Origin of the sequence: Tychonema sp. LEGE 07196 (genome assembly GCF_963890365.1) — a bacterium.
Classification (GTDB): domain Bacteria; phylum Cyanobacteriota; class Cyanobacteriia; order Cyanobacteriales; family Microcoleaceae; genus Microcoleus.
Genome location: NZ_CAWPRX010000087.1, coordinates 68,201 through 93,002 on the forward strand (window position 1 = coordinate 68,201; position 24,802 = coordinate 93,002).

The following is a 24,802-nucleotide window of genomic DNA, read 5'->3' on the forward strand; positions in this document are numbered from 1 at the left end:
GAGCGTTAATTAATTAATTAAGCTATTACCCATTCTTCAATCTAAAATCTAAAATTAACAATATGGCTCAGGATGTCAGACAGTGGTTAGATGAAATTAAGCGGCTGCAACAGCAGTTAACAGAGGTTTCGCGCGATCGCGACGAAGCAGGTGAAAGTGCGGCTCAGTGGCGACAGCTTTACAATACAGAAGCCGAACAGCGCCGGAATGATGCTAAATTAACTCAGCAAAGCATCGCTGCTTTGGAAGCACAAATAGAAGAGTTACAAAGTTTTTCGCCGATTGCGCCCGAAGGCGAAGATGCTGGAATTGCTCGCCAGCAGGAAGTCGCACAACTGCAAACAGTGGGCGAACTTAAAGCTAAGTTAGCAGAAGTTCTCGAAGAGCGCGATCGGGCGATCGAACAAATTAAACAATTGAGTCAAGCCCTCAAACAAGAAGAAGCCCGTCACGCCGATACTAGCAGGAATTTAACCACCGCCCTCGGAGATGCAGTTGACTTGCTGGCGAAAGCACAAACTGTTCCTACTACCAAAATGGAAACACCAGCATATTCTCTTGAAATAGTACCTACCCGCACTGCAAATCCCGGCGAAACTGCGATCGAAATTCGTCAAAATCCCGCTCCAACCAATCGAAATTCCGCGCAGCTTCCACCTTCTAAAAACCAGTTAATAGATTTACCGCCCTTTGGGAATTAGAAATGAGCAAAGCGACTTGTGGCGAAGATTTGTTGGACGGTTAGATTTTGTGCGATCGACTAATATAACAAAAACGGTTCGTAGTGTTGACTTTATTCCACAAAAAAATAACTACTAATATAACAAAAACGGTTCGTAGTACGGACTTTATTCCGCACTACGAACCGACTTTATTCCGCACTACAAACCTGTAGTGTTGACTTTAACTGGTTCCCATGCTCCAGCGAAAGGAACCCATATCACTCTTGCTCTGCCTCGCTTTATGTAACTGTTTCCCAGATGGAGGTAGAGCCTCGCCTATCTGCGTTACCAGGCAGAGCCTGGTAACAAGTAGCAAGTAGTTTCTTCCTTCTTCCTTCTTCCTTCTTCCGACGGACATCGGACTTACATCCGTTACATCCGTTACATAATCCGTTGCCGAACTTCCTTCTTCCGACGGAAATCGGACTTACATCCGTTACATCCGTTACATCCGTTACATAATCCGTTGCCGAACTTCCTTCTTAAAATCCCATCGCCCCAGCTACAGCATCCAAACTAGGAGCAATTCCCTGTTTGAATTTGTTATTGCTGTGATTGATTGCTGTATCCGGGTCTTTTAAGCCGTTACCGGTGAGCACGCAAACCACTGTCGCTCCTGTCGGAACTTGGTCTTTTACCTTCAGCAAACCGGCTACAGAAGCGGCGCTTGCGGGTTCGCAGAAAATCCCTTCTTGGGATGCTAGCAGGCGGTAAGCGTCGAGAATTTCCTCATCCGTAACAGCACTAAAACTGCCACGGCTGGCTTCCGAAGCGGCGATCGCCTGTTTCCAGCTAGCAGGGTTGCCGATCCGAATTGCTGTCGCCAAGGTTTCCGGGTTCGCCACCGCTTTGCCGGTTACTAACGGCGCTGCTCCGGCTGCTTGAAATCCCATCATCTGCGGCAGGCGCGAACATTTTTTTGCTTGGTGGTATTGACAAAAACCCATCCAGTATGCTGTGATGTTTCCCGCATTTCCTACGGGAATGCACAGCCAGTCGGGCGCGTCGCCCAAGGCGTCCACTACTTCAAAGGCACCGGTTTTCTGCCCTTCTAAGCGGTAAGGATTGACGGAGTTGACTAAAGTCACGGGATAGCTGACGGCCATTTCGCGGACGATTTCTAAGGCTCGATCGAAGTTTCCCCCAATCGCAATTACTTCGGCACCGTAAAGCAAGGCTTGTGCCAACTTGCCCAAAGCGACGTATCCTTCGGGAATCAGCACGAAAGCCCGCATTCCGCCGCGTCTGGCGTAGGCTGCCGCGGCGGCGGAAGTATTGCCGGTGCTGGCGCAAATTACTGCCTCTGCGCCGGCTTCCTTGGCTTTGGAAATTGCCATTGTCATCCCCCTGTCTTTGAAACTACCAGTGGGGTTGAGGCCGTCGTATTTGACCAGGACGCGCACGTCTCTACCGATGAGAGAGGCGATCGCCGGTGCTGGAATCAGGGGAGTGTTGCCTTCTTGGAGCGTCACTACGGGCGTGGTTTCCGTCACCGGCAGGTAGGGGCGATAAGCTTCGATCAAGCCAGGCCAACCGTAGCGTTTCGGCGAGGCTGCAGGGGCAGCGGAGTTAGCAGCGGAGTGAGTAGCAGAGTCAGTAGCAGGTAGGATCGGGGTCACGATGTCAATGGTTTCTAGGCTTTGGCAAAGAATTTACACTAATTTTAGCTCGATCGGTTAATTTGATGTTTAATACGATCGGTTCAGGTTAAAGTAACTTAATGGTGTGAATGCGTAGATATGTCTACTCAATTACTAATGTCAAATAATTCATCCACTCTTTCCCGGCCTCAAATCACCGCGAGCCATCCCGAAACGGCTAGTCCTTCTGCCCGATCGACCTGCTTGACTCGCAAATTAGATTTGGTGAAGTGCCCCTACCAAGCCGATCAGCAAGTTAAGTTCCTGCACTTACAAGCGGAAATTGACTCCTTGCTGTTGCAGGTACAAACTCTCAAACAGCAGCGCTCTGTTGCTTGCTCTCAATTGGCGATCGAACACAATTCTGTTGTCAGCAACGGCAATTAGTAGTGACAACTCGTGCTAATTGTGCCGCCCCTGTGGTATAAAAAGTAAAGTTTTGTTAACCCCAGTTAACCTGAGTGTTTTTTAAACCAAAAGCGCTAGCCATTATCAACGGCGGCTAGCGATAGCTAGCATTTGCTAAAACGCCCCTGCCTGTTGTTCAACTCGTCTGTCCCTAGCTGACAGCGAGCTGATATTTTACTGTGCTTTTGTACTGCGTTAATTTTGTTAAGCCATCCACATGGCATACGGAGAATCGAAATCAATTTATGACAGCATCGATCGAAAAACCACTAAAATTGACATCCGCAAGTGACACTTCCAACCTGCGCCTCAAAGATATTCTCAAAACCCTGCCGCGCGAAGTGTTTGTCAAAAACCCCCGCAAAGCTTGGACAAAAGTCATCGTCAACGTTTTATTAGTAGCTGTCGGTTATGTTGGCATAGCAGTATCACCTTGGTATTTACTGCCCCTGATGTGGATTTTCACCGGTACCGGATTAACGGGTTTTTTTGTCATCGGCCACGACTGCGGCCACCGGTCATTTGCTAACCGCCGCTGGGTAAACGATTTAGTCGGACATCTCGCATTTTTGCCCTTAATTTTCCCGTTCCACGCATGGCGGCACGGACACAATTATCACCACAAGCATACCAACAAAATTGGCGAAGATAATGCTTGGCAGCCGATGACAGCAGCCGACTATGCTGCTGCACCCAAAGCTTTACAAATAGCTTATAGTTTAATCTTCGGCCCGATGTGGTGGGTTGGCTCGATCGCCCACTGGGCAAAAGTACACTTCATGTGGTGGCGCTTCAAAGGCCAACAGCGCGAACAAGTGCGGTTTTCAGTTTTGGTAGTTTTAATCGGTGCTGCGATCGTATTTCCGTTGTTAATTGCCACCACAGGCATTTGGGGAGTCGTGAAATTTTGGTTGATGCCTTGGATGGTTTACCATTTCTGGATGAGCACTTTTACAATTGTTCACCACACAGCACCAGACATTTCATTTAAACCAGCAGCAGAATGGAACGAAGCCCAAGCGCAACTATCGGGAACAGTCCACTGCGACTATCCCCGCTGGGTAGAGTTTTTGTGTCACGACATTAACGTCCACGTTCCGCACCACCTTTCAACAGCCATACCCTGGTACAACTTGCGCCTCGCCCACAGCAGCCTCAAGGAAAACTGGCAACCTCATCTCTACGAAACCAAGTTTTCTTGGTCTTTAATGAAGCGAATTGCCGACAACTGTCACCTGTACAATCCCGCAGGCGGCTATCTGACACTAGAGGAAGTTAACGCTCAAATCAAGTAGTCAGCAGTCATTAGTTGTTGGGAATTGGTTATTAGTTATTGGTTATTGGTTATTGGTTATTGGTTATTGGTTATTGGTTACTTGCTACGAATTCCCAATTCCCAATTCCCAATTCCCAATTCCCAATCCCTCCGCTTCGCTCCGCCCAATTCCCAATGACAACTAACAACTAACAATTAACAATTAACAACTAACAACTAACAACTAACAACTAACAACTAACAACTAACAACTAACAACTAACAACTAACAACTAACAACTAACAACTAACAAATTATAAAATCCCTTGAGTTTTAATCCTAATAACTGTCGCAACGAAAGCGAAGTAGAAAGCAAACTCATTGTCACTTATCTGTTGCCAAAACTGGGCTATACCCCCGACAGTTGGCATCAAGAAATCGCCTTTGGGAATATTCGCCTAGACTTCCTCTCATTTCGCATCCAATACATTCCCTTAATGCTCGATGCAGACTCGCAGATGAGTATAGTCATCGAAGCCAAACATCCCAAGGAAAAATTAGACCGTCACGTCAGGAGACTGAAGCGTTACTTAACAAGTTTAAGCATTCGCTACGGAGTCATAACTAACGCTAAAGAAATTAGAATTTACGAAAAAGTCAACGATGATATTCAGCTAGTTTTTCAGTGTGCCGGAGAAGAGTTAGAAACTAGACTTGATGAAATTATCGCTTTAATTGGCAGAGATAGTTTAAAATCTCTAAAAGCTCCAGAAAATCTCGAACAGGAAGATAGTAATATTGATTTATTAATTCCTGATTTAATTAACGAAGTATCAATACAACCGGACAATCTCGCCACCTCAGAACCAAAGTCAAGTGACATCTCAGAACCCCAAAAAATACCGGAAAATAATGCAGTTAATCTGCAAGTTCAATCAGATGTAACTGTTTCCTCTAACAAGCCAAATACTATGAAAATAATTGCAGTCTACCACAACAAAGGCGGCGTTGGCAAAACTACAACAGTAGTCAATTTAGCGGCAGCGCTGAGCAAGGAAGGTAAAAAAGTTTTAGTCATCGACTTAGACAGTCAAGCAAATACAACCTTTGCAACTGGCTTGGTAAAATTTGATGATGAAGAACAAGACGATTTGAAAGATAGCAATATTCTTCACATTTTACAATCAGAAGATTTTTACTCAATAGCCGAAGTAGCACGCAAGTCTAATTTTTGCAATCCCGCCATTGATGTGGTTCCTTCCCACATCGATTTAATGTACTACGAAACGGAACTAAATCAACTAGACTACAGCCGCATGATTTTAATCCAAAAACTAGCGGAAGTTCAAGATAAGTACGATATTGTACTGATCGATACGCCGCCGTCTTTGAATTTTTATGCGAGAGTAGCCCTGATTGCTGCGGATTATTTGATTATTCCTTCTGACTTAAAACCCTTTGCCAATCAAGGACTGATTAATGTCAAGGATTTTATTAAAAAAGTTAATGGATTCAAGAAACAAATTGGCAAGAAACCTCTAGCAATTTTAGGAGTTCTGCCTTGCAAAATCTCGACAAATGCTAAATTTGTACAGTACAGTTTGCCGAAGCGGCGGGAAACAATTCCCCAACGTTACGGTATTGAAATTATGGACAGCGTGATTTACGAGAGAGATGATTTGGCTAAGTGTGCAGAACAAATTCAAATCGTGGGAGATATGGAAATTTCCGATCCGATTTCGGTACTGGACTTTAAGCCAGATTCCATCGCTGCTCAAGAATTTGAAATGCTAGCAGTAGAAGTTTTGGAAAAAACAGGTAAAAATTAATGAAAAAATTATTTCCGTCGCTGGTTGCGGTGAAAAAGATTGTATCTGCTGTGCCTTCTTCCAATTTTGCTGAGCCGGATTTGGAGAAATTAGCGAGACTGATTTTAGATTTGGGAGGATTGATTAATCCGATAATTGTTCGCCGCACGGGTATGGATTCCTACGAAATAGTAGATGGAAATTTTGAGTATTACGCGGCGGCGAGAGCAAAGGAAATTGAACCTTTGAAGGGCGAGACAATCGGTGCATTCATTCTGGAACCAGAAAATGAAGAACTTCTCCTCGCACAACTGGAAATTCTCAGAAGCGGCGCTGTCAGTGAGAGTAGGGGTGAAAGTGCAACTCCCGAAGAGTTATCGATAACTGAAAGTGTGGGTGAAAATCCGGTTTCGGAACCGCCATCGAGTTTTGAGCAGCGGTTGATTAATATTGAAGCTAGGTTAGAAAATGAAATCAATGAATTGAAGGCGGAACACGCCCGCGAAAAACAGGTGTTGGCTGAGAGAATACAAGAAGTTGAGAATCTATTTTCCCAACAATTACCTGTGTTAATTGAGGCTGGGCTGGATCGCAGAATTGAGCGGTTGAAATTAGAGAGTGAAGTTGCAAAACCTCCGGCGGTAGAGCCGGAATCTGTTACACCGAGCTTGTCAGGTGCGATGCCGCTTTTGGAGGCATTGAATAATCAAGATAAAGCTCAACTGAAAGCGAGTTTAGAAGCCACTACGTTTTTGAAGGCTCCGGTGATACAATTAATACTTAAAGAGCGAGATGTGCGGCCGTTTGTGTCCTTTGCTAATGTGGTGGAACGCATTAAGGGGTTAACGGACAAAACAATGATTAAAATCATTGATTATTGGCAAAATACTCATAAGCTGTGATCTGTTTAAATTTGATTGTTGGGGCGGACTTCTAGCCCGCCCCACAAGAGTTGAAATTCGAGTTGAAACCTGATTTTTGACAGGTAATTGACTAGGGCAAAAATACTTATCACTTGCAATTGCATTGTTGGGGCGGGCTAGAAGCCCATCCGACAAAAGTTGAAACTGCCCGATCGCCCCCACAGCCAAAAAAAGTAAAGATGAGTGAAGCAATGTATCATTGGTGTCCCACAGGCAGTTAAACTCATCACAGTCGATTTTTTGTAGGAAGTGCAGTAAGTTTTGCCGCCCATGCTATCAAATCCACCAAACAGAGTTTTGTAACCGATCGCCTTTCATAGCAAAACATGGCCATCAGCAAGACTGGATAAGCCGCGAGTAAAAACCAACCTGTTGCTGAACAGATTTGCTTTTTAGCGTTTTCCAGCCAAATAACTAATACCAAAGCGACTAGCATCGCGATCGCGGGTTTATTTAACAGCGTAGGATCAGTAATCAGCATATCCGATTAACCGAACCATCTCAAATCAAGTTAACAGCCGCGACTACTTGAGGTTTTTTTCTGCATCAAAATAATTATTATTTGCATGATTTTGCAACTTTAACTGTTCTTGCATTGGCATAAAAGAGTATTTACTAGAACTAATTCGCTGTGAACTATAAATGCCCGCATGACCTGAAAAAACATAGCTCATCACACAGGATATCGCAATAAATACCCCAGATTCAAGACCAAAAAGTTCAATTCCCATTAAAGTTGAGGCGATCGGTGTATTCGCCGCACCGCCAAAGACAGCAACAAATCCCATTCCTGCCAATAAAGGTGCTGGTAATGCCAAAATTAATGACAAAGCATTGCCTAATGTTGCACCAATAAAAAATAGAGGAGTCACTTCCCCTCCCTTAAAACCTGACCCTAAAGTTAACGCAGTTAACACTATTTTTGCTGCAAAATCCCAAGGCGGTAACTGAGTGTTAAACGCATCGACAATGGTAGGAATACCCAAACCGATATATTTAGTTGATCCAATCGCCCACACACTCAGTGCAACAATCGCACCACCGATCGCAGTACGAAAAGGAGGATAGGATATTTTTGATTTAAAAAAGTGGCTTATTTTATGAGTGAGTCTGGCAAAAATCATCGCTACAATTCCGAAGATTGCACCAGCGATAATTGCAGAAATTAGCCCCATTGGAGTCATTGTGGGTACAAAGGTAGCATGGCGGTATGCTGTATGATGCAGACCCAAAGCTAAGGTAACGCGATCGCCCACAACTGCAGCAACCAAACAGGGAAAAAGAGCATCATGTTGAATATTTCCAATTGCTAAAACCTCTAAACCAAAGATAGTTCCAGCTAAGGGAGTTCCGAAAACGGAAGCAAATCCACCACTGAGAGCAGACATTAATAAAATTCGTCGATTAGCGTGTTTAAAGCGGAATATTTTAGTTAATTGGTCTGCGAGTGATGCAGCAATTTGCAGTGCTGTCCCTTCACGACCTGCAGAACCCCCAAATAAATGAGTCATATCTGTACCTAGCAGTACCATCGGAGCCATCCGCAACGGAATAATATTTTTCGGGTTATGAATCTCTTCGAGTAAAAGATTATTTCCAGCTTCTACATTTTTTCCATATTGATGATAAATCCAACCACTTAAGAATCCAGCTAGGGGCAATAAGGCAATAATCCACAGATGAGACTCTCGCCAATTTGTTGCCCACTCTAAAGATGCTAGGAGAGCAGCAGAACCTAAGCCGGAAAGAATACCAACTAGACAAGAAATGATGAACCACTTACTGATTTTGACTAAGGCAATGAATTGCTCAAATTGCTCAAACCATTTCATGAGAAAAATTTCTATTTTTGAATTCGATTTTGGTGAATATTAAAGTAGCGAAACCTCTGTTGCAAATATCACCAAATCAGGGTTAAGTTGTGCGATATTCTCCCAGAATTACGGGGAATAAAACTATTTTACTCTCGTAGTTTGCGCTCCAGAACTGACTAATATCAAATACTCTTTTCATCGGAATAGTAAATTCAGGCGTTGACTGTTGACTGTTAACAGTTAACATTATGTATGAGTGCAACCGGAATTGATATAACACCGGTTCGCAAATTGGTAGATTATCCGCCGATTTCAGCACTTCTGGACTAAAAACATCACTAACTTGCGGCCCTAAAACTATCCCCACCAAAATCATCCCAATCAAAGGGGGACAAACTAAGTGACGGGAAATCTGACCCGTAAAAAAGCCCATGAATAAAATCCACAGGACACTAGCTAACATGAGATTCCTTTCTCCAGATCCTGAGTATGGACAAAGGCTTGCTAGCTTTGAGAAGTTAGTGAGAAGTTTTCACGACCCTACTCTCCGGCAGCAAGCCAGAAAAGTAGGAGCCATCAGCCTTTTAGTCTTTCAATTAACGCAAGGAAAGAATGACTGTTTAGGCGGTTTTGGCGAGCTCCATCGCCATCGACAGTATCATAGCATCTTTTGTACAGAATTAGCGAAAGAATATCTTTGATTGCAGAATCGCGCAACTCGCAACGTCAGCCTGTTAGCGAAGCCCTCGCAGAGGCTCGCCCTAACTCGAAAAAAAGTAAAGATGAGTAAAGCGGCGTATCATTTGTGTCCCACAGCCAGTTAAACTCATCACAGTCGCTTTTTTTAGGAATTGCAGTCTGTTTTGTCGATCGCCCGGGTTCTCACCGCACAGCCAGCGGCACAGTAAAGCACTGCGGCGATATGTCCTCCTGAGCGCACAGTCTGGCTAAGGTGTTTGTCTCGCACCTTATGGCTGAGAGTTCTTGGGTTAATCTCGCATCACTCAAAACGCAGGCTGTAAAGTGCAAATATACATAATTACCCAAACACCATAATTTTGATGACAAAAGGGGACTTGTAACAAGATGGATCGATCGCAAGATCAAAACCGAATAGTTGAATATTTACGGATTAAGCCAATTAGTCACAGTCAGATTTATACTTCGCAAATTGCGGTACCTGAGACTGAGGGGAGAGAAATCCCTCGCGAACGCCGCGAAGCTCTCAGAAGAAGCCTCATCGAGCAAGGTAGCAACTTAATTCCTTTAATTGTACGTCCTACAGAAGCTTACAGCAACGAAGAAGAATATGAAGTAATCTGCGGCTCAGATTGGTGTATTGTTGCCAAAGAACTCGGCACCGAGCAAATGTGGGCTTGGGTGTTTGAAATGACGGATGAGGAGGTAGCTGCTGCTCGATCGGAAATGGAACATTTAGCTCCGCAACCGACTCAGAAAACCGCACAACTTGAGACTCTACTGCAACAATTTGAGCTGTCGTTTCAAAAAAAAGTCGATAGTCTAACTAAACAAATAGAACAATCTGTTAAAAAAAATGAAGATTTACTAAAAAAGCAACTAAAAGCTCTAATTGAGCCTAATTTTGAGAGTGACAGAATAGAACAAATTCAGCGTCGGCTCGAACAAGTTGAAAAAACATTTCACGAAAAGGTAGATAAATTGGCTAAAAAAAATGAACAGTCTGGGAGCGATAATTCTCCGAAATCGGCGGTAATTTCTGAGATAAATCTGGCAGGTGCGTCGATCCAGTTGGATGAACTAGAAAAGCTGCTGTCAATAAAATTAAAACGCACAGTCCAAATTATTAATCAGTTTGTTTCCGAGGCGATTGAAGATGTAGAAAGCGATCTCAAAAATCAAATCGCTATACTCCGCAGCCAACTTTCCGACGGTGCGACGCCCTCAGAAATACCGCCGCAAATACAGGGTAAAAAGCAGCCGAAGTCGCAGCGTCAGAAGCAGTCGAAGGCGCAGCAAAAACCTCAGCTACCGCAGTTACAGTTGCCGTTGCCGTTGCCGTTTCCGCCCCAAGAGGAAGACTACGAGGATCTTTCACTGAGACGGTTAAAGGCGATCGGCAAAGACCGGAAATTGCCGGGATACGCGCGCATGAAACGACCGGAAATTCTAGCGGCTCTCAGAGAATCTGACGCGCAATAAAGGGGTAATTGCTAATATTTCAAGACTAATTGTTCGGTGTTCGATCGCGTTTTTAGACAAAAGCGCGATCGGGCTTTCAGAATAGTCCTCGGCAGAGATATCAAAAGCTTGCTAAAATAGACAGATAACCTCTTACTCCTCACCCAGCAGCCATGTCCGCAACCGCAGAATTAGCTACTACCAAAGAGATACCAGAACAAGAGATACTAGAAAATATTATTTTTCCTCCCGGCGACTTATACAGTGATGAACCTCCCGTGGAAACAGAACTGCATCTGAGACAAATAATCCTACTGCTCAACTGTCTAGAATGGCTGTGGAGAGATAGAAATGATTTCTATGCTGCGGGAAACCTCACCATTTATTACAGTCCCAAGCAACTCAAATCGAAAGACTTCCGAGGCCCAGACTTTTTTGTGGTACTCGGAACTGAACGAAAAACTCGGAAAAGCTGGGTAGTTTGGGATGAAGAGGGAAAGTACCCGAATATTATCGTTGAAATCCTGTCGCCCAAAACAGCGAATATAGACAAAAACTTTAAAAAACAACTCTATCAAGATACTTTTCGCACTCACGATTACTTTTGGTTCGATCCAGAAACTTTAGAGTTAGCTGGGTTTCATTTACTTGACGGGGAATATGAAGCAATCGCACCTAACGAATTCGGGCATCTGCGGAGTCAGCAGCTCGATTTGAGTCTGGGAATTTGTGGGGAAAAATTGCGTTTCTTTACTGCTGAAGGAGAGCTTGTTCCTACTTTAGAAGAGGTTGCAGAAAGGGAGACTCAACGAGCCGGACAAGAAGCTCAACGAGCCGATCGCCTGGCCGCGAAACTGCGAGAATTAAATATCGATCCCGATACAATTTAGCGCCCGGTTCATCGCAAAAAAACGGTTGATGGCTTGGTGTATTCGAGGTCGCCAAAATCGCACAGCCGACCAACTGGCGCGCCCGAAACCGCCTTTTTGAACAACAATAACCGCAGGACATGACAGTTGCGGGCGATCGACTAATAAACACTGACACACTATGTCAAGATTAATTAGCGCGATCGGCCAAAACTCCCAGTTTCAGTCAAGCGTAAAAATCCGACGCAGCAAGTTTCAATGAACAATCCCATCTACCCCGGCATAACTCTCAACAACCACTACCGCATCGTCCGCGAATTGGGACACGGAGGCTTCGGGCGCACCTACCTAGCTGAAGATGCCCACCGATTTAACGAACCCTGCGTTTTAAAAGAATTTGCGCCCCAAGTGCACGGAAGTTACGCCTTACAAAAATCCGAGGAACTCTTCGAGCGAGAAGCCGGAGTCCTCTACAAGCTGCAACACAATCAAATCCCGCGCTTCCGCGAACTGTTTCGAGTCAGTATGAGCGATCGAGGCTACCTATTTCTCGTCCAAGACTACGTACCGGGCCAAACCTACCGCTTCCTGCTGGATGCCCGCAAGCGTCAGGGTTTGCGGTTCATAGAAGCAGAAATCAATCAACTGCTGCTGCAGATTTTGCCAGTGCTCGAATACATTCACTCTCTGGGAGTGATTCACCGCGACATCTCCCCAGACAACCTGATTCTGCGCTTGTCTGACGGAATGCCGGTGTTGATTGACTTCGGCGGAGTAAAACAAGTCGCAGCCACCGTAGAATCTCTGTTTGCCGAAGCTAACGGTACTCCCGCCCCCGCAACTCGCATCGGCAAGCTCGGCTATGCTCCCGTCGAACAGATGCAAATGGGCATCGTCAATCCCCACAGCGACTTGTACGCTCTGGCGGCGACAGTTTTGGTGTTGCTGACGGGGAAGGAACCGCATCAGTTGCTCGACAGCCAGACGTTGAATTGGGACTGGCGGGCAGAATGTTCTCTATCTCCCAATTTGTCCCTAGTGTTGGATAAAATGCTCGCTCACCGGCCGAACCAGCGTTACTCCTCGGCTCGCGAGGTAATGCTCGCTCTCTCCGGCAATCCGCCTTTACAGCCACCGCAGCCTGCCCCAAATTTTGCGCCCGCGCCGTCGCCGGATCGATCGCCCATACCCATGCCCGCCCCAGTCCCAACACTGCCGGGAATTCCTGTGCGAGCCGCTATTAACAACCAGCAAAAAATGCCTGCTTGGCAAATGGTTTTGTTTGTGGTAGCGGTGCTTGTGGGTATGGGGGGAGTTGGCTGGTTTGCGGGCAATTATTTGTTAAACCTGCAATCAAAAGTGCAGAAAATTCCCCAAACTCGGGGCCCGAAGCAGCAGCAAGAAGATGTTTTGCGCGATCGCTTTTCAAGGCTGGGAATTGACGATCGATTCTATAGCGGTTACGTCAACCTTGTAGACGAAAATTTCTATGCCAAATACCCAGAATTGGGTGGGCGACTGCTAAAAGAAGGTGAGGACGATCGCCTGTGGCGCGAAAGGTGGCAGAAAATCGGCGACGAGTTGCTCGACAAACTCCAAAATCTCAGCAGCGACGCTAGAGCCAGGTTGGGGAGTTACGATACCGCCGATATCGATCGCTGGAAAATAGAGGTTAACAAGCTGAATTTGAGCAGTCGGGCTTTGTACGATTTGGCTGATGCGAAGTTTTTTTATTGGTTTCCGCGACAGCCGCGCGATCGCAATATCATCGGTTTGCCGATCGGACAAATTTGGCAAGCAATCACCGCCGATACCCTCGCAGCTTTGCAAGCAGGAGCAACTCTCGAAAGCGTAGAATTTGACAGCCGAGCTAACAGCAAAACCCTCACCGGTAATCTCAAACCCGGAGAAGGCAAAGCATATATTGCGCGGTTAGCTCAAAATCAAACTTTGCGAGTAAATTTGCAAGCGCCACCAAAATCTACTCTGCTGTCAATGTATTCTCCTGGGAGAACCACCAAAGCTAGAGCTTTACTGCAAGATGCAGAGGATCAAAGTTGGTCGGGATTGCTGGATGATGCTGGTTTTTATGAATTCGTAGTGGTTTCTCAGTCATCCGAGCCGATCGCCTACGAATTGAATCTGACAGCAAAGTGAGACATTATAACACAATTTTCTCCAAATTATACAACTGTCGGGCAATTCCCAATCCATATCCAGTCAATCATCCCCAATTCTTGAGAATCGAGTTGCACTCCATCGCTTTCAGTCATGGAATGATCTGCGTCTATCGGTGTTTATCCGTTTAAAATCTGCGGTTAAAAGGGCGATCGAATATTGAATATTGATGCAGCTCAAGTTTTTTAATCTCAAATCCTATAACCCGCGCCCAAAAACAGACACAAGCCCCCGACACTTGTCGCGGGCCGCCCCAAACTTTATATGCAAGATGGATTTGCAAATCAATCTAAAATCTAAAACTTGTACCCTCGCGACTTGTCGGCTGGCGCAGCCGAAGCAAGCCGAAATATCTAAAATCTCAAATCGATTGATGGCTATTGACGCTGTGAGGGCGATCGGGCAATAATAAGGTAATCCTGAGCTGCTGAATTTTTAGATTCAAAAAAATAATATGGTGAGATTTGCGATCGTAGCTTTATTAACTTTGGGATTAGTATTAGTGACAGCATTTGGTTTACGTCCCGCCAGTGCAACAGTCAGCAATCCCGAATTTTATGCTTGGAACTTTGCCTCTGTAGGCAGCAGCGAACTTGTGTGTAAAAAGACAGTTGTAGTTCCGCAAAACAAAATCGTTCCGTCATCAATGCAGGCTGTCAGCATCAATTCTGCAATTGTAGATAACAAGTTTTGTGAGAACTCCACTAAGCCATTGAATTAAGACGGTGTATCCGAGCCTATCCTGATGAGCTAGCATTAAAATTGGATCGCGCGTGCGGACTTTAGTCCGCAGCCGGAGAGCGGACTAAAGTGAACACTACGAATCGTTGTTATGGCGATCGACCCGATATGATATGACCTGGAATTATATAAGTAATTCCCACCATCTGCTCGCAGAAAGTGTTGGCGACATTTTTTGAGGATCGATCTCCGCGAGCTTGTAATAATAATTTATAAAACTTGTATCGCGCCGCAGTTTTCTGACCTTACCAAACTGGACAAATCTCGAACTATTCCCAATTTTGTCAGGTATTCGATTGTGATTTAAGAACAGATGCAAAATTATTAGCCATTTGGCTAATAATTTATTGGCTAATTGGCCTAATCAGTAGCTCGTTAGTTTGAGTATGCTAGAGTTAGTCAGGTTCTGATATATAGTGCCATCTGTAATCTAAGTATCATGCTCAAAATTTTGGTTATTGAGGACGACGAATTAATCCGGGAAACTCTTCTGCAACTCCTGGAATCTCAAAGCTATCGGGTGATTGTCGCCGAAAACGGTCGATTTGGGGTGCAGATGGCACTTTCAGAAATCCCCGATTTAATTTTGTGCGACGTGCAGATGCCGGAAATCGACGGTTATGACGTGTTGCGGACGTTGCGACAAAACTCTCTAGCCGCAACAATTCCATTTATTTTTCTCACGGCTCAAAGTTCCAAAACCGATTTTCGTCGGGGGATGGAATTGGGAGCCGACGATTACCTCACCAAGCCCTTTACTAAGGCTGAATTGCTCGGAGCCATTGCTTCTCGCGTCTCGAAACGGCAAACAATTACTCAACCGCTGACATTCGCGCTTCACCAAGCAGAAGCCAGACTCAAAGATTTAGTTAACGAATCTACCAACGCTTCAGTCTTCTCTCCTGAAAAGTTGGCTCTGGAATCTCTGCTGCGCCGCGCTTTGGCACAAGGTGAGTTTCAGGTATACTATCAGCCGCAGGTGGATATTGCTACCGGACAAATCATCGGTGCTGAAGCCTTGGTGCGGTGGCAAAATCCCGATCGAGGTATAATTTCTCCCGCCGAATTTATTCCCTTAGCCGAAGAAACAGGTTTAATTATTCAGATTGGCGAGTGGGTACTGCTTTCAGCTTGCGCTCAAGCCGCTAGTTGGGTGGCGGCGGGGTTTTCGCCCTTTAGGATATCAGTAAATTTGTCAGCCAGACAGTTATCCGACCCGGAACTCAAAGCGCGAATCGTGCAAATATTGGAAACTACAGGCTTGGAGCCTGCTAATTTAGAATTAGAAATGACCGAAAGCGCTTTAGTGGAAAATGCGACAGTCGCAGGCGCTACTTTAAACGAACTTAAAGCTCTAGGAATTCGGATTGCGATCGACGACTTCGGCACGGGTTATGCTACTTTAGGATATCTCAAGCTATTTGCTTTTGACAGTTTAAAGATCGATCGAATTTTCGTCCGCAATGCCAACGAAGACTCTCAAAATGCTGCTATTACTACAGCAGTAATTTTACTGGGTCACAGTTTAAACATGACAGTAATTGCTGAAGGGGTAGAAACAGAAGCAGAACTAGCCTTTTTGAAACAGCACAACTGCGATATCATCCAGGGGTATCTGTTCAGCCGCCCCGAACCCGCACCGATATTTGAAAGTATCCTAGTTGCCGACCAGCGTTTGTTCGCGCCGCCCGCGGCTGCAGCAACTGCTCACTTTATGCCCTTTGTACCCCTGTCGGAACCAGAAAAATCTAAAAACCTTTCCATGTCTAGTCTAGGAATAGTCTAAACGTTAGCAAGATTTGTGTATAATAAAACAAAATTCTGGCTTTTAGCTGCTATTTTCTGCGGAAAAGTTGACGATGCTTCATAAAAAGTTGTACTTTTTTTGGATAGGCAAATAAAAAAAGGAGATTTTCCCCAATATTCCTCTACTTCTTCCCATTATGTGGGAGCGGCACCGGTAATTGGACTATTTGAGGAATTGTGCCGTCTTGAAATTGGGAGCCTTTATCAAGTTGCAGCAGTTGACACTCCCCGGCTATCAGGCGCGAGGATTCTTGGATCATCCAGTTGATTTGCTCGTTGATGTCACCACCAGCGAGTAGAGATCAGTTTCCCAGCGTGAATTCCGGTGTGCCCCACCGTATTTAAATCGATTCCTGTATGAGCTTTTAAGCCTTTAGCTAGAATGTTTAACGCGGCATTGCGATCGCGATCTAATATCGTTCCGCAACCGCAAATATGCGTTCGGGTTGATAAAGTTTTATTAACAATATTGCCACAGTTTGAACATTCCTGAGATGTGTATTGTGGCGGAACAGCAATAACTGTTTTGCTGTACACTTTTCCAAAATACTCCAAATAATGATCAAGTCTGTGACCACGCAGCATCACTAATCGACTTAGCGAGTTTATGGTTTTTAACCATATTACGCACTTGAAGGTCTTCGTAGGCTACAAAATCGTTAGATTTTACCACGTACAACGCCGTCTTAATGGCGAAGTCTTTACGCTGCCGACTAACCTTTAGGTGTTTTCTTCCTAACTTGTTGATTGCCTTTTTCCGGCTTTTGGAGCCTTTCTTTTTCCGAGAAACTCGCTTTTGCAATCTCAGAGAGAGCTTTTTCGCTTTTACGGAGATACCGAGGATTGGGAACTGTTTCACCGTCGCTGTCAGTATAGAAGTGGTTTAATCCAACATCTATGCCAATAGTTTTACCAGTAGAAACGGGTTCCTCTTTTCGTTCGACGTTGATGCAGAATTGGGCATAATAGCCGTCGGCACGACGCACTACCCTAATTCGCTTAATCTCCGTAGGTGCCCAGAAATGCAAGTCCCGACTACCGAGCAATCTAAAGGTTCCAGCGGCAAAGCCATCGGTGAAACTCAGGCATCTTTTGTCAGCAGAAAGCTTCCATCCTGATGTCTTGTATTCTACAGAACGACTGTGCTGTTTGAATTGTGGATATCCTTGTTTACCTGGCTTTTTAGCCTGGCAATTTGAGAAGAAACGTTGAATAGCAAAAATAGCACGTTGGGCCATCGCTTGACGCGCCATTGAGTTAAGTTTGCCCGCCCATTCAAATTATTTCGCCATGATGGCGCATTGTTTGTACAGGTCTACTAACTTAATTCTGGAATTGTCTATCCAATGTCTAAGAGTTTTATTTCGGACGAACTGCGCTGTACGAATCATCTCGTCGATGATTCGATACTGGTTCGCTTTGCCCTTTAACTTAAACTCTAAAACTATCATTGGAATAGTTTATCACTTTTGCTAAAGTTTTTACTTATAAGTCTGTATACTTAACAAGTTTTCACACTTTTTATAATTAAAGCCGTCCTATAAGGACGGGGCTTTAGACCCATTTTTTTGGTAAACTCATTTAAGTTCCTACTTTGGGAGCCGCAGTTTTAAAAACTGTCAACGGGAATTGGTGCAAGGCTGTCATGGAAAGAATCTTAGTAGTTGACGACGAAGAAGACTGTCAAACAGTCTTAGCAATGTACCTGGAAAGCCAAGGATACCGGGTGGAATGCGCTACTTCTGGAATTGAGGCGCTCTCGATTTTTGAAAATGCCCCTCCTGATTTGGTAATTTCCGATGTGATGATGCCGGAAATGGACGGGTTTGAGTTTTGCCGGCGCTTGCGTACTACCCGTTTGGGACAGTTAGTGCCGTTTATATTTTTATCAGGCCAAGGCGAGATTGAGTCAAAAGTTGAAGGTCACGCGATCGGCGCTGACGATTATCTGGTAAAACCTTTTCAGTCTGAAGAAATCTTGGCTAAAGTGAAGGGACAATTAGAGCGCTCTCACCGTATTCACGCCGAGATTGTCCGACTGCTGCAAACTTCTAGCGCTAGGCTGGAGCCAAAACTTGTGGCCGTATTGCCAAATCCTGCACCTTTGCCGCTCACACCAGCCGAGGAAAGAGTATTTTGGGAAGTTATCCAAGGTTATACTAACAAACAAATTAGCGATCGACTGTTTATTAGCCCCCGGACTGTACAAGCTCATTTAGGCAGCATATTCAGCAAACTACAGTTAGAAAATCGCGCCCAGCTTGTGAAATTCGCCCTAGAAAGGGGATACAAACCACCTCAAAATTAGCAAGCGTCGGAAAGCAAGCATAAATTTTTGAGGCGGAGTCAAAAACTCCCGCAGCAGCCAAAATCAAGGTTAGTAGTGAGGACTTTAGTCCGCATCAAGAAACTCGCATTCAACGCCACGAACAGGTTAGCAGTGAGGACTTTAGTCCGCATCAATCAAAAGACTAAAGTCCGAACGATCCAAATCATATTGTAGTAGATCGAACCGACAGGATCTTACTCCAAATTCCCAACACAATCAGGAAAAGTAGTTATCACACAAACCCCCGGCCCCAAATTCGTACCCCGCAAGTTAGCACGTTCCAAATCAGCTTGCCGCGCATTATTAGCCGCGTCAATATTTGTCCCGCTCAATTGAGCTTTAGCAAGCCGAGTATTTGACAAAATAGCATTCTGCAAATTAGTATCGCGCACGTCAGCAAAAGACATATCCGCTCCGCTTAAATTCGCGCGATTCAAATTAACTCTAAACAGCAGCGAACGCCTCAAATCCGCATTGGACAAATTAGCTTGCAGCAAATAAGATTCGCCCAAATTAGCATTAAAAAGTTTAGCACCGCGCAAATCAGCTCTCGTCATATTTGCCCGCCCCAAAAAAGCATTAGACAAATCCGCATTTCGCAAATTAGCACTGTCCAAGTCAGCACCGTACATCTCCGCATTAACCAAATTAGCATTCGCCAAATTAGCACCACTTAAATCCGCTTCTAGCAAATTAGCTTCGTAGAGATTAGCTCCGCTTAAATCAGCACCCCTTAAATTTGCTCTGTACAAACTCGCCTTAAACAAATCAGCATTTCTTAAATCGCAGCCCTCACACTCCTTACTTTCCAGCAACCGCCGGACATGATCTGGATTTTGAGCTTTGACGGGAGCTGCCAGCAAAAACGGCGCTAAAACTGCTATAGTTGCCGTTACACTTGCCAAGATTTTAAGTTTCACAAACAAACCTCACTGCCACTTCAGACCAATTATACTCGCAAAATTTGCGATCGCTAAAGTTTCGACTGGTAAAAGTAATATTATTTCCCTCAATAACTCCAATATAAAAGGTTTGTAGTGAAGACTTTAGTTCGCATCCATAGAAAAACTAAAGTCTTCACTACAAACCTGTATTCAGAGCCGTTTAGGTGAGAGCATACAAGGAGACAGAAGGCAGAATCTATTATAGTCAATTCAAAAAATCCGGTTTTTCAAATCAACAATTATCTTAAATTCCGCCTTCGTTCTTCTACCTGCTCTCCGAAGATTTAAGCTTCATCTAAAGCTGCAACACCAGGCAATTCCTTACCTTCTAGCAGTTCCAAACTAGCACCGCCACCAGTAGAAATGTGGCTCATTTCTGACCCCAAATTCAACTGTTCCACAGCCGCCACCGAATCACCGCCACCGATAATTGTGGTAGTGCCGGTTTTAGTAATTCCCGCCAAAGAATGGGCAATTCCTTCAGTTCCAGCAGCAAACTTCTCCATCTCAAACACGCCCATCGGCCCGTTCCAGATTACTGTTTTGCAATCGGCCAAAGCATCTTGGAAAGTTTTCACCGAATCCGGGCCGATGTCCAAACCCATCCAACCGTCGGGAATGTTCTCAACTGAGACAGTTTGAGTGTTGGCGTCAGCAGCAAACTTGTCAGCAACTACCACATCAGTAGGTAACAGAAAAGTAACTCCCCGTTCCTTCGCCTTAGCTTCCAAAGACTTCGCCAATTCCAGCTTGTCATCTTCCACCAAAGACTTACCAACGCTCAAACCGCGAGCCTTGTAGAACGTGAACACCATGCCGCCTCCCAGCAGCAATTTGTCGCACTTTTCGAGCAGTTTTTCAATGACTCCAATCTTGCTGGAAACCTTGGAACCACCGATAATAGCAGCTAAGGGACGCTGAGGATTGTCGATCGCACTACCGAGATACTGCAATTCCTTCTCCATCAAAAACCCAGCCACAGAAGGACTCAGATACTTAGTAACGCCCTCAGTAGAAGCGTGAGCCCGGTGAGCCGTACCAAAAGCATCATTGACATACAAATCGGCCACAGAAGCTAACTTCTTGGCAAATTCCGGGTCATTTGCTTCTTCTTCGGGATAGAAGCGGACATTTTCGAGCAAAACCACATCACCATCAGCCATCGCCGCCACTGTAGCAGCCACTTCATCGCCGATGCAGTCGTCAGTCTTTTTGACCTCTTTCCCCAACAATTCCGACAGCCGCTTAGCAACCGGAGTCAAGCGCAACTTCTCCGTCACACCCTTGGGACGCCCGAAGTGACTGCACAAAATGACCTTAGCGCCCTTGGATGCTAAATCCTGAATAGTCGGCAGAGCAGCCCGGATGCGAGTATCATCAGTGATATTGCCGTTGTCGAGCGGCACGTTAAAGTCCGCCCGCACCAATACCCGTTTGCCCGATAAGTCTGATGCTGATAAATTTGCTACAGTTTTTTTTGTCACAGGATTAACCTCCTAGATATTTGTGTTTTTGTCTAATTCCGTTGAAATGGTGGCACTCGTCACTTGCACTTGGGGCCTCGGACGCATTCAACCGCGCCCGCACACAAAACGGAAGATGAAACAAACGGCACTGATTTGGCTCAACGTAAACATTTTATCGGAGTCCGTGTCCGGGAAATGCGAACTATGTTCAAGACTGTCTTATTTCCTGTAGATCAAAGCCGAGAAGCCCGCGAAGCTGCCGAAAAGGTTGTCAATATCGTGAAAACCTACGCTTCTCGTTTAGTTATTCTGTCGGTAGTCGAGCCCCCAGCCGAGGAGGGCGACGCGCCGTCAGAGGTGATGAGTTCGCCCGAAGCAGTGGCCAAGCTGCTGTCAGAGGCCCAATCGATGTTTTCCCAGCAGGGAATTGAAGCTGAAATCATTGAACGAGAAGGCAAACCGGCTTTCACGATTTGTGATGTGGCTGACGAAATTGGCGCTGATTTGATTGTGATGGGCTGTCGCGGGATGGGTTTAACCGATGATGGGGCGTCTGACAGCGTTACCAATCGGGTGATCAATCTGTCTCCTTGTGCAGTTTTGATTGTGCCTTAACAGAAGGAAGAGGGAAGAAGGAAGAAGGAAGAAGTAAAAAGTAAGACAACTCTTTCTTATTGCTTATTGCATTTTTCTTGATCCCTTTTCCATTTTCCTGATTTCTTCCTTCTTCCCTCTGCTTTCTGCTCTCTGCGCTCTCTGCGCCCTCTGTGGTTAGTTCCTTCTTATTTATCTGCCTTTCATCTACGGTTGACTGGCTCGATCAAAGATTTATGTAATAAGCCCCTTCCTTCTTCCCCCTTCCCTCTTCCTTCTTCCTTCTTCCCTCTTCCTTCTTCCTTCTTCCTTCTTCCCTCTTCCTTCGTATTATGAAAATTCACTGGTATCCCGGTCACATTGCCAAAGCTGAACGGGCATTAAAAGAACAGCTAAAGCGAGTAGATGTGGTGCTCGAAGTCCGAGATGCCCGCATTCCATTGGCGACTTACCACCCCCAAATGCCTAGCTGGGTGGGCGGTAAGGCGCGAGTATTGGTGGTCAACCGCATGGATATGATTACGCCTCGAACCCGCGAGGCGTGGGAAACATGGTTTGAGTCCCAGGGAGAAACCGCCTATTTTACCAATGCCGAGCACGGCCAAGGAGTGCACGATGTTTCCGATGCTGTCCAGGAGGCTGGGGTGCAGCTAAATAAACGCAGGTTCGATCGAGGTATGCTGCCCCGTCCAGTTCGGGCGGTGGTAATGGGCTTTCCAAATGTCGGAAAATCTGCTTTGATCAACAGGCTGTTAGGACAGAGAGTAGTGGACAGTGCCCGCAGAGCTGGAATAACTAAATCGCTCAGATGGATTCGCATTTCTGACGAAATTGAGTTATTAGATGCCCCCGGAATCATCCCCACCCGGATTAACAATCAAGAAAATGCCATAAAATTAGCTATTTGCGAAGATATTGGCGAAGCTGCTTACGACAATCAAGTAGTAGCCGCGGCTATGGTAGATTTGATCCTAAAACTTGAGGCGGATGATGACACTTTAGTATCAGTATCTGGTTTCAAATCCCGGTATAAAGTAGATATAGGATCTAGTAACGGTGAAGATTATTTGCACGAGGTAGCAAAAGACAGATATAAAGGAGATGTCGAACGAGCGGCGCGACAAATGTTGAATGATTTTAGAACTGGTGTGTTGGGTAAGCTTAGTTTGGAATTGCCGCCGGATTAATCAGACTCGTGCCGTACCACTAATCAGGAATGGTATTAAATAGGGATTTGGTGACTCTGAGGATTTGAACTTCGTCTCCTATTCGTACTATTTTTCCGGCTGCTTCCCGTGGTACTCGCGTTTTAACTATCAGTCTGCTCAAGTGATTTAAACCTCCATCTTTTGCCAAGTCAGGCATAATTTCCTTGTACTTGGCTATTAGTAAATTTTTCAAATTTGGATAAGTTTCTGTCGTAGCAGAATTTCGCGTTGATAGGAGACAGGGCTGACGGGGTTTAATACCTTCAAATATTACTGTCCCTATTTTAAACCTAACAATTTCGTCTGCTTCTGGAAAAAGTTGGTCTTCCCAAAAAGCCGGGACATCTCCTATTTCAATATTAGCTCGCAAGCGATGTCGCATCTCGTTAACGCAAACTCTCGGAAACCAAGATGCAGTTTCGGCAATTGTTTGGGTACTGACAATAGTTGGCCCCGGTGCTGCGGTATCGTCGGGAAAGCCTGTCAGCAAGTTTTCAATTAATTGAACGGAGAAACCGAAGTAGCTACTCAACCAATATTCTATTTCGGGGCGTTCTCTATCTACATGAAAAAAAATTTCTTGTTCGGTGTCTTTAATTTTTAGGCCGGCAATTCTTTTTTTGATGTCAAATGAAAAGTGCAGAAAATGGATTCCGCTGTTGCGCTTGGTGTTAATAAATTCTCCTGCTGCGTCGCAGATTGCAAAAGAGCGATCGCCTTCTAGAGCTCCGCTAGCAAGAATAGTGGCTTGACTGACTGCTATGCCGTCCAGAGACTTGACTGGATAGATATGAATGCTGGCAACGTAAGACATTTTGATTTATTTATAAATAATTATCTTTTTAGATACACTATAGCATCCTCTGCCGGCAGAACGATGACGGCTGTTGACTTTTTAAAATAAAATTGTGCAATTTTTTTGAAGTGTAATTTTTGCCCCAGCTATTTGTAAAGAATAATTAAATAATTATGGCCGCTCTTGCCGATCTTGTGGTAACTCTTATGCTATAAAATATAGGACTTAGCCACGGGCGACCCGAAACCGGGTTTTTCACTAAAATATTTGTTTAAAACTTTCTTGGGAGAGTTTAAAAAACCGGTTTTTTTTGTTGGGGTGCGTCCATGACTAAAGTAGAAAAAATTGAACTGAGTTGCAAGTAATGAGTGAAAGCGAAAAAACAGGCAGGATTTCGCGAAGAAATTTAATGTTGAGGGCTGGTGCAGGGATGCTGGCGGCAAGCATTGCACCCACGCTTTTACAAGCCCAAGCTGCAAATGCAGCAGAGATTATTTCTGAGATGACTCCCGACGGTGCTCTCAAGAAATTGATGCAGGGGAATCAACGCTACATTGAACAAAAACGGACATTTCCCGACCAAGCCCGATCGCGAATTGTCGAAGTAGCGCAGGGTCAACATCCGTTTGCAACCATTCTTGCTTGTTCTGATTCGCGGGTTGCTCCCGAAATTATTTTCGATCAAGGATTGGGTGATTTATTTGATATCCGAGTAGCTGGAAATTTTCTCGACGATGTGGTTCTGGGAAATATCGAATATGCCGCATTAGAATTAGGTGTTCCGCTATTAGTAATTCTGGGTCACGAACGCTGCGGTGCTGTTAAAGCTGCTTTAGACGGCAAAGCTGTACCCGGTCACATTGGTACTTTGGTGGCGGCAATTAAACCGGCTGTAGATGCGACAAAAAATCTCGATGGCGATGCGTGGGATAATGCAGTCAGAGCTAATGTGAAAATGAATGTGCAGAAGTTAAGTTCTTCGTCGCCTATTTTGGCTGAAGCTGTGAAAGCGGGCAAGCTGAAAGTTGTTGGGGGGCGCTACGATTTGGATAGCGGCAAAGTGGAGATAATTGCTTGATTTTGCTGGTAAGTTATTAGTCATTAGTCATTAGTCATTAGTCATGGGGCATGGGGCATGGG

Annotated in this window: 24 protein-coding genes, 1 pseudogene and 1 riboswitch; of the genes and pseudogenes, 15 read left to right on the top strand and 10 right to left on the bottom strand. The window is 45.1% G+C overall.

Going from position 1 to position 24,802, the window contains the following annotated elements; translation table 11 throughout:
* Window positions 1–62 precede the first annotated feature (62 nt).
* Complete coding sequence (locus AACV78_RS11010) at window positions 63–701, top strand: DNA repair protein RecN (protein ID WP_194009178.1); 639 nt, start codon at window positions 63–65, stop codon at window positions 699–701.
* A gap of 503 nt (window positions 702–1,204) precedes the next feature.
* Here the strand turns inward: AACV78_RS11010 and thrC are convergent.
* Window positions 1,205–2,341, bottom strand: a complete 1,137-nt coding sequence (gene thrC / locus AACV78_RS11015) for a threonine synthase (protein WP_194067408.1) — start codon at window positions 2,339–2,341, stop codon at window positions 1,205–1,207.
* 120 nt (window positions 2,342–2,461) lie between these two features.
* Between thrC and AACV78_RS11020 the strand changes: the two genes are divergently transcribed.
* The 5 genes from AACV78_RS11020 (at window position 2,462) to AACV78_RS11035 (ending at window position 6,736) form a co-directional block, all read left to right on the top strand.
* Window positions 2,462–2,749: a hypothetical protein gene (locus tag AACV78_RS11020; RefSeq protein WP_194009179.1), complete on the top strand. Its 288-nt coding sequence runs from the start codon at window positions 2,462–2,464 to the stop codon at window positions 2,747–2,749.
* Window positions 2,750–3,015: 266 nt separating this feature from the next.
* Window positions 3,016–4,065 (top strand): fatty acid desaturase, encoded by a 1,050-nt coding sequence (locus tag AACV78_RS11025; RefSeq protein ID WP_194009180.1) that lies wholly within the window; start codon window positions 3,016–3,018, stop codon window positions 4,063–4,065.
* A 37-nt stretch (window positions 4,066–4,102) separates the two neighbouring features.
* A complete protein-coding gene (locus tag AACV78_RS28725; protein ID WP_370528830.1) occupies window positions 4,103–4,231 on the top strand; it encodes a D-galactonate transporter in 129 nt (42 codons plus the stop codon).
* A 121-nt stretch (window positions 4,232–4,352) separates the two neighbouring features.
* A complete protein-coding gene (locus tag AACV78_RS11030; RefSeq protein WP_194009181.1) occupies window positions 4,353–5,855 on the top strand; it encodes an AAA family ATPase in 1,503 nt (500 codons plus the stop codon).
* Window positions 5,855–6,736, top strand: coding sequence for a ParB/Srx family N-terminal domain-containing protein (locus AACV78_RS11035; RefSeq protein WP_194009182.1), 882 nt, complete (start codon window positions 5,855–5,857; stop codon window positions 6,734–6,736). The genes AACV78_RS11030 and AACV78_RS11035 overlap by 1 nt, the downstream gene beginning before the upstream one ends.
* A gap of 247 nt (window positions 6,737–6,983) precedes the next feature.
* Here AACV78_RS11035 and AACV78_RS11040 read toward each other — a convergent pair whose 3' ends face one another.
* From AACV78_RS11040 to AACV78_RS11050, 3 genes are all read right to left on the bottom strand, one after another.
* Window positions 6,984–7,238: a hypothetical protein gene (locus AACV78_RS11040; RefSeq protein WP_194009183.1), complete on the bottom strand. Its 255-nt coding sequence runs from the start codon at window positions 7,236–7,238 to the stop codon at window positions 6,984–6,986.
* 43 nt (window positions 7,239–7,281) lie between these two features.
* A complete protein-coding gene (locus AACV78_RS11045) occupies window positions 7,282–8,589 on the bottom strand; it encodes a voltage-gated chloride channel family protein (protein ID WP_194009184.1) in 1,308 nt (435 codons plus the stop codon).
* 82 nt (window positions 8,590–8,671) lie between these two features.
* Window positions 8,672–9,034, bottom strand: a complete 363-nt coding sequence (locus tag AACV78_RS11050; protein WP_228042175.1) for a hypothetical protein — start codon at window positions 9,032–9,034, stop codon at window positions 8,672–8,674.
* Window positions 9,035–9,131: 97 nt separating this feature from the next.
* A riboswitch (Fluoride riboswitch) is annotated at window positions 9,132–9,228 on the bottom strand.
* 429 nt (window positions 9,229–9,657) lie between these two features.
* On the opposite strand from AACV78_RS11050, the gene AACV78_RS11055 reads away from it, so the two are divergent.
* The 5 genes from AACV78_RS11055 to AACV78_RS11075 all read left to right on the top strand — a co-directional run bounded on the left by AACV78_RS11055 (window position 9,658) and on the right by AACV78_RS11075 (window position 16,305).
* Entirely contained in the window at window positions 9,658–10,752 is a 1,095-nt protein-coding gene (locus tag AACV78_RS11055; RefSeq protein ID WP_194009185.1) for a ParB N-terminal domain-containing protein, read from the top strand.
* A gap of 152 nt (window positions 10,753–10,904) precedes the next feature.
* Window positions 10,905–11,621 carry a Uma2 family endonuclease gene (locus AACV78_RS11060; protein ID WP_194009186.1) on the top strand — a complete coding sequence of 239 codons (717 nt, stop codon included), beginning with the start codon at window positions 10,905–10,907 and terminating at the stop codon, window positions 11,619–11,621.
* A 237-nt stretch (window positions 11,622–11,858) separates the two neighbouring features.
* Window positions 11,859–13,757, top strand: a complete 1,899-nt coding sequence (locus AACV78_RS11065) for a serine/threonine-protein kinase (protein ID WP_194009187.1) — start codon at window positions 11,859–11,861, stop codon at window positions 13,755–13,757.
* 475 nt (window positions 13,758–14,232) lie between these two features.
* Complete coding sequence (locus tag AACV78_RS11070; RefSeq protein ID WP_194009188.1) at window positions 14,233–14,499, top strand: hypothetical protein; 267 nt, start codon at window positions 14,233–14,235, stop codon at window positions 14,497–14,499.
* Between the two features lie 459 nt (window positions 14,500–14,958).
* Complete coding sequence (locus tag AACV78_RS11075) at window positions 14,959–16,305, top strand: EAL domain-containing response regulator (RefSeq protein ID WP_194009189.1); 1,347 nt, start codon at window positions 14,959–14,961, stop codon at window positions 16,303–16,305.
* A gap of 142 nt (window positions 16,306–16,447) precedes the next feature.
* Here the strand turns inward: AACV78_RS11075 and AACV78_RS11080 are convergent, their stop codons facing one another.
* Both AACV78_RS11080 and AACV78_RS11085 read right to left on the bottom strand, forming a co-directional pair.
* Entirely contained in the window at window positions 16,448–16,585 is a 138-nt protein-coding gene (locus AACV78_RS11080) for a hypothetical protein (RefSeq protein WP_194009190.1), read from the bottom strand.
* A gap of 64 nt (window positions 16,586–16,649) precedes the next feature.
* A pseudogene (locus tag AACV78_RS11085) lies at window positions 16,650–17,776 on the bottom strand (RNA-guided endonuclease InsQ/TnpB family protein); the annotation flags it as partial.
* A gap of 194 nt (window positions 17,777–17,970) precedes the next feature.
* Here AACV78_RS11085 and AACV78_RS11090 point away from each other — a divergent pair.
* Entirely contained in the window at window positions 17,971–18,633 is a 663-nt protein-coding gene (locus AACV78_RS11090; protein ID WP_194009191.1) for a response regulator transcription factor, read from the top strand.
* 215 nt (window positions 18,634–18,848) lie between these two features.
* On the opposite strand, the gene AACV78_RS11095 is transcribed toward AACV78_RS11090, so the two are convergent.
* Window positions 18,849–19,574, bottom strand: coding sequence for a pentapeptide repeat-containing protein (locus AACV78_RS11095; protein ID WP_194009192.1), 726 nt, complete (start codon window positions 19,572–19,574; stop codon window positions 18,849–18,851).
* 308 nt (window positions 19,575–19,882) lie between these two features.
* Window positions 19,883–21,082: a phosphoglycerate kinase gene (locus tag AACV78_RS11100; protein WP_194009193.1), complete on the bottom strand. Its 1,200-nt coding sequence runs from the start codon at window positions 21,080–21,082 to the stop codon at window positions 19,883–19,885.
* Between the two features lie 186 nt (window positions 21,083–21,268).
* Here AACV78_RS11100 and AACV78_RS11105 point away from each other — a divergent pair, with 186 nt between their 5' ends.
* Window positions 21,269–21,679, top strand: coding sequence for a universal stress protein (locus AACV78_RS11105; RefSeq protein WP_194009194.1), 411 nt, complete (start codon window positions 21,269–21,271; stop codon window positions 21,677–21,679).
* Between the two features lie 182 nt (window positions 21,680–21,861).
* Here AACV78_RS11105 and AACV78_RS11110 read toward each other — a convergent pair whose 3' ends face one another.
* Window positions 21,862–22,002 carry a hypothetical protein gene (locus AACV78_RS11110; protein ID WP_194009195.1) on the bottom strand — a complete coding sequence of 47 codons (141 nt, stop codon included), beginning with the start codon at window positions 22,000–22,002 and terminating at the stop codon, window positions 21,862–21,864.
* Between AACV78_RS11110 and ylqF the strand changes: the two genes are divergently transcribed.
* Complete coding sequence (gene ylqF, locus AACV78_RS11115) at window positions 21,991–22,845, top strand: ribosome biogenesis GTPase YlqF (protein ID WP_194009196.1); 855 nt, start codon at window positions 21,991–21,993, stop codon at window positions 22,843–22,845. The two genes, AACV78_RS11110 and ylqF, sit on opposite strands and share 12 nt — an antisense overlap.
* A 19-nt stretch (window positions 22,846–22,864) precedes the next feature.
* Here the strand turns inward: ylqF and AACV78_RS11120 are convergent, their stop codons facing one another.
* Window positions 22,865–23,680 (bottom strand): MOSC domain-containing protein, encoded by an 816-nt coding sequence (locus tag AACV78_RS11120; protein ID WP_194009197.1) that lies wholly within the window; start codon window positions 23,678–23,680, stop codon window positions 22,865–22,867.
* Window positions 23,681–24,026: 346 nt separating this feature from the next.
* Between AACV78_RS11120 and AACV78_RS11125 the strand changes: the two genes are divergently transcribed.
* The gene (locus AACV78_RS11125; protein WP_194009198.1) at window positions 24,027–24,740 is read left to right on the top strand and encodes a carbonic anhydrase; all 714 of its coding nucleotides are present in this window, start codon (window positions 24,027–24,029) and stop codon (window positions 24,738–24,740) included.
* The last annotated feature ends 62 nt before the right edge of the window (window positions 24,741–24,802 follow it).

What these genes read in the sequence shown, in the direction of transcription:
- AACV78_RS11040 (WP_194009183.1), bottom strand. Translation starts at nt 7,238, where the DNA reads ATGCTGATTACTGATCCTACGCTGTTAAATAAACCCGCGATCGCGATG.
- AACV78_RS11080 (WP_194009190.1), bottom strand. Translation starts at nt 16,585, where the DNA reads ATGATCCAAGAATCCTCGCGCCTGATAGCCGGGGAGTGTCAACTGCTG.
- AACV78_RS11045 (WP_194009184.1), bottom strand. Translation starts at nt 8,589, where the DNA reads ATGAAATGGTTTGAGCAATTTGAGCAATTCATTGCCTTAGTCAAAATC.
- AACV78_RS11050 (WP_228042175.1), bottom strand. Translation starts at nt 9,034, where the DNA reads ATGTTAGCTAGTGTCCTGTGGATTTTATTCATGGGCTTTTTTACGGGT.
- AACV78_RS11105 (WP_194009194.1), top strand. Translation starts at nt 21,269, where the DNA reads ATGTTCAAGACTGTCTTATTTCCTGTAGATCAAAGCCGAGAAGCCCGC.
- AACV78_RS11060 (WP_194009186.1), top strand. Translation starts at nt 10,905, where the DNA reads ATGTCCGCAACCGCAGAATTAGCTACTACCAAAGAGATACCAGAACAA.
- AACV78_RS11075 (WP_194009189.1), top strand. Translation starts at nt 14,959, where the DNA reads ATGCTCAAAATTTTGGTTATTGAGGACGACGAATTAATCCGGGAAACT.
- AACV78_RS11125 (WP_194009198.1), top strand. Translation starts at nt 24,027, where the DNA reads ATGAGTGAAAGCGAAAAAACAGGCAGGATTTCGCGAAGAAATTTAATG.
- ylqF (WP_194009196.1), top strand. Translation starts at nt 21,991, where the DNA reads ATGAAAATTCACTGGTATCCCGGTCACATTGCCAAAGCTGAACGGGCA.
- AACV78_RS11120 (WP_194009197.1), bottom strand. Translation starts at nt 23,680, where the DNA reads ATGTCTTACGTTGCCAGCATTCATATCTATCCAGTCAAGTCTCTGGAC.
- AACV78_RS11010 (WP_194009178.1), top strand. Translation starts at nt 63, where the DNA reads ATGGCTCAGGATGTCAGACAGTGGTTAGATGAAATTAAGCGGCTGCAA.
- AACV78_RS11055 (WP_194009185.1), top strand. Translation starts at nt 9,658, where the DNA reads ATGGATCGATCGCAAGATCAAAACCGAATAGTTGAATATTTACGGATT.
- AACV78_RS11090 (WP_194009191.1), top strand. Translation starts at nt 17,971, where the DNA reads ATGGAAAGAATCTTAGTAGTTGACGACGAAGAAGACTGTCAAACAGTC.
- AACV78_RS11035 (WP_194009182.1), top strand. Translation starts at nt 5,855, where the DNA reads ATGAAAAAATTATTTCCGTCGCTGGTTGCGGTGAAAAAGATTGTATCT.
- AACV78_RS11025 (WP_194009180.1), top strand. Translation starts at nt 3,016, where the DNA reads ATGACAGCATCGATCGAAAAACCACTAAAATTGACATCCGCAAGTGAC.
- AACV78_RS11070 (WP_194009188.1), top strand. Translation starts at nt 14,233, where the DNA reads ATGGTGAGATTTGCGATCGTAGCTTTATTAACTTTGGGATTAGTATTA.
- AACV78_RS11020 (WP_194009179.1), top strand. Translation starts at nt 2,462, where the DNA reads ATGTCTACTCAATTACTAATGTCAAATAATTCATCCACTCTTTCCCGG.
- AACV78_RS11065 (WP_194009187.1), top strand. Translation starts at nt 11,859, where the DNA reads ATGAACAATCCCATCTACCCCGGCATAACTCTCAACAACCACTACCGC.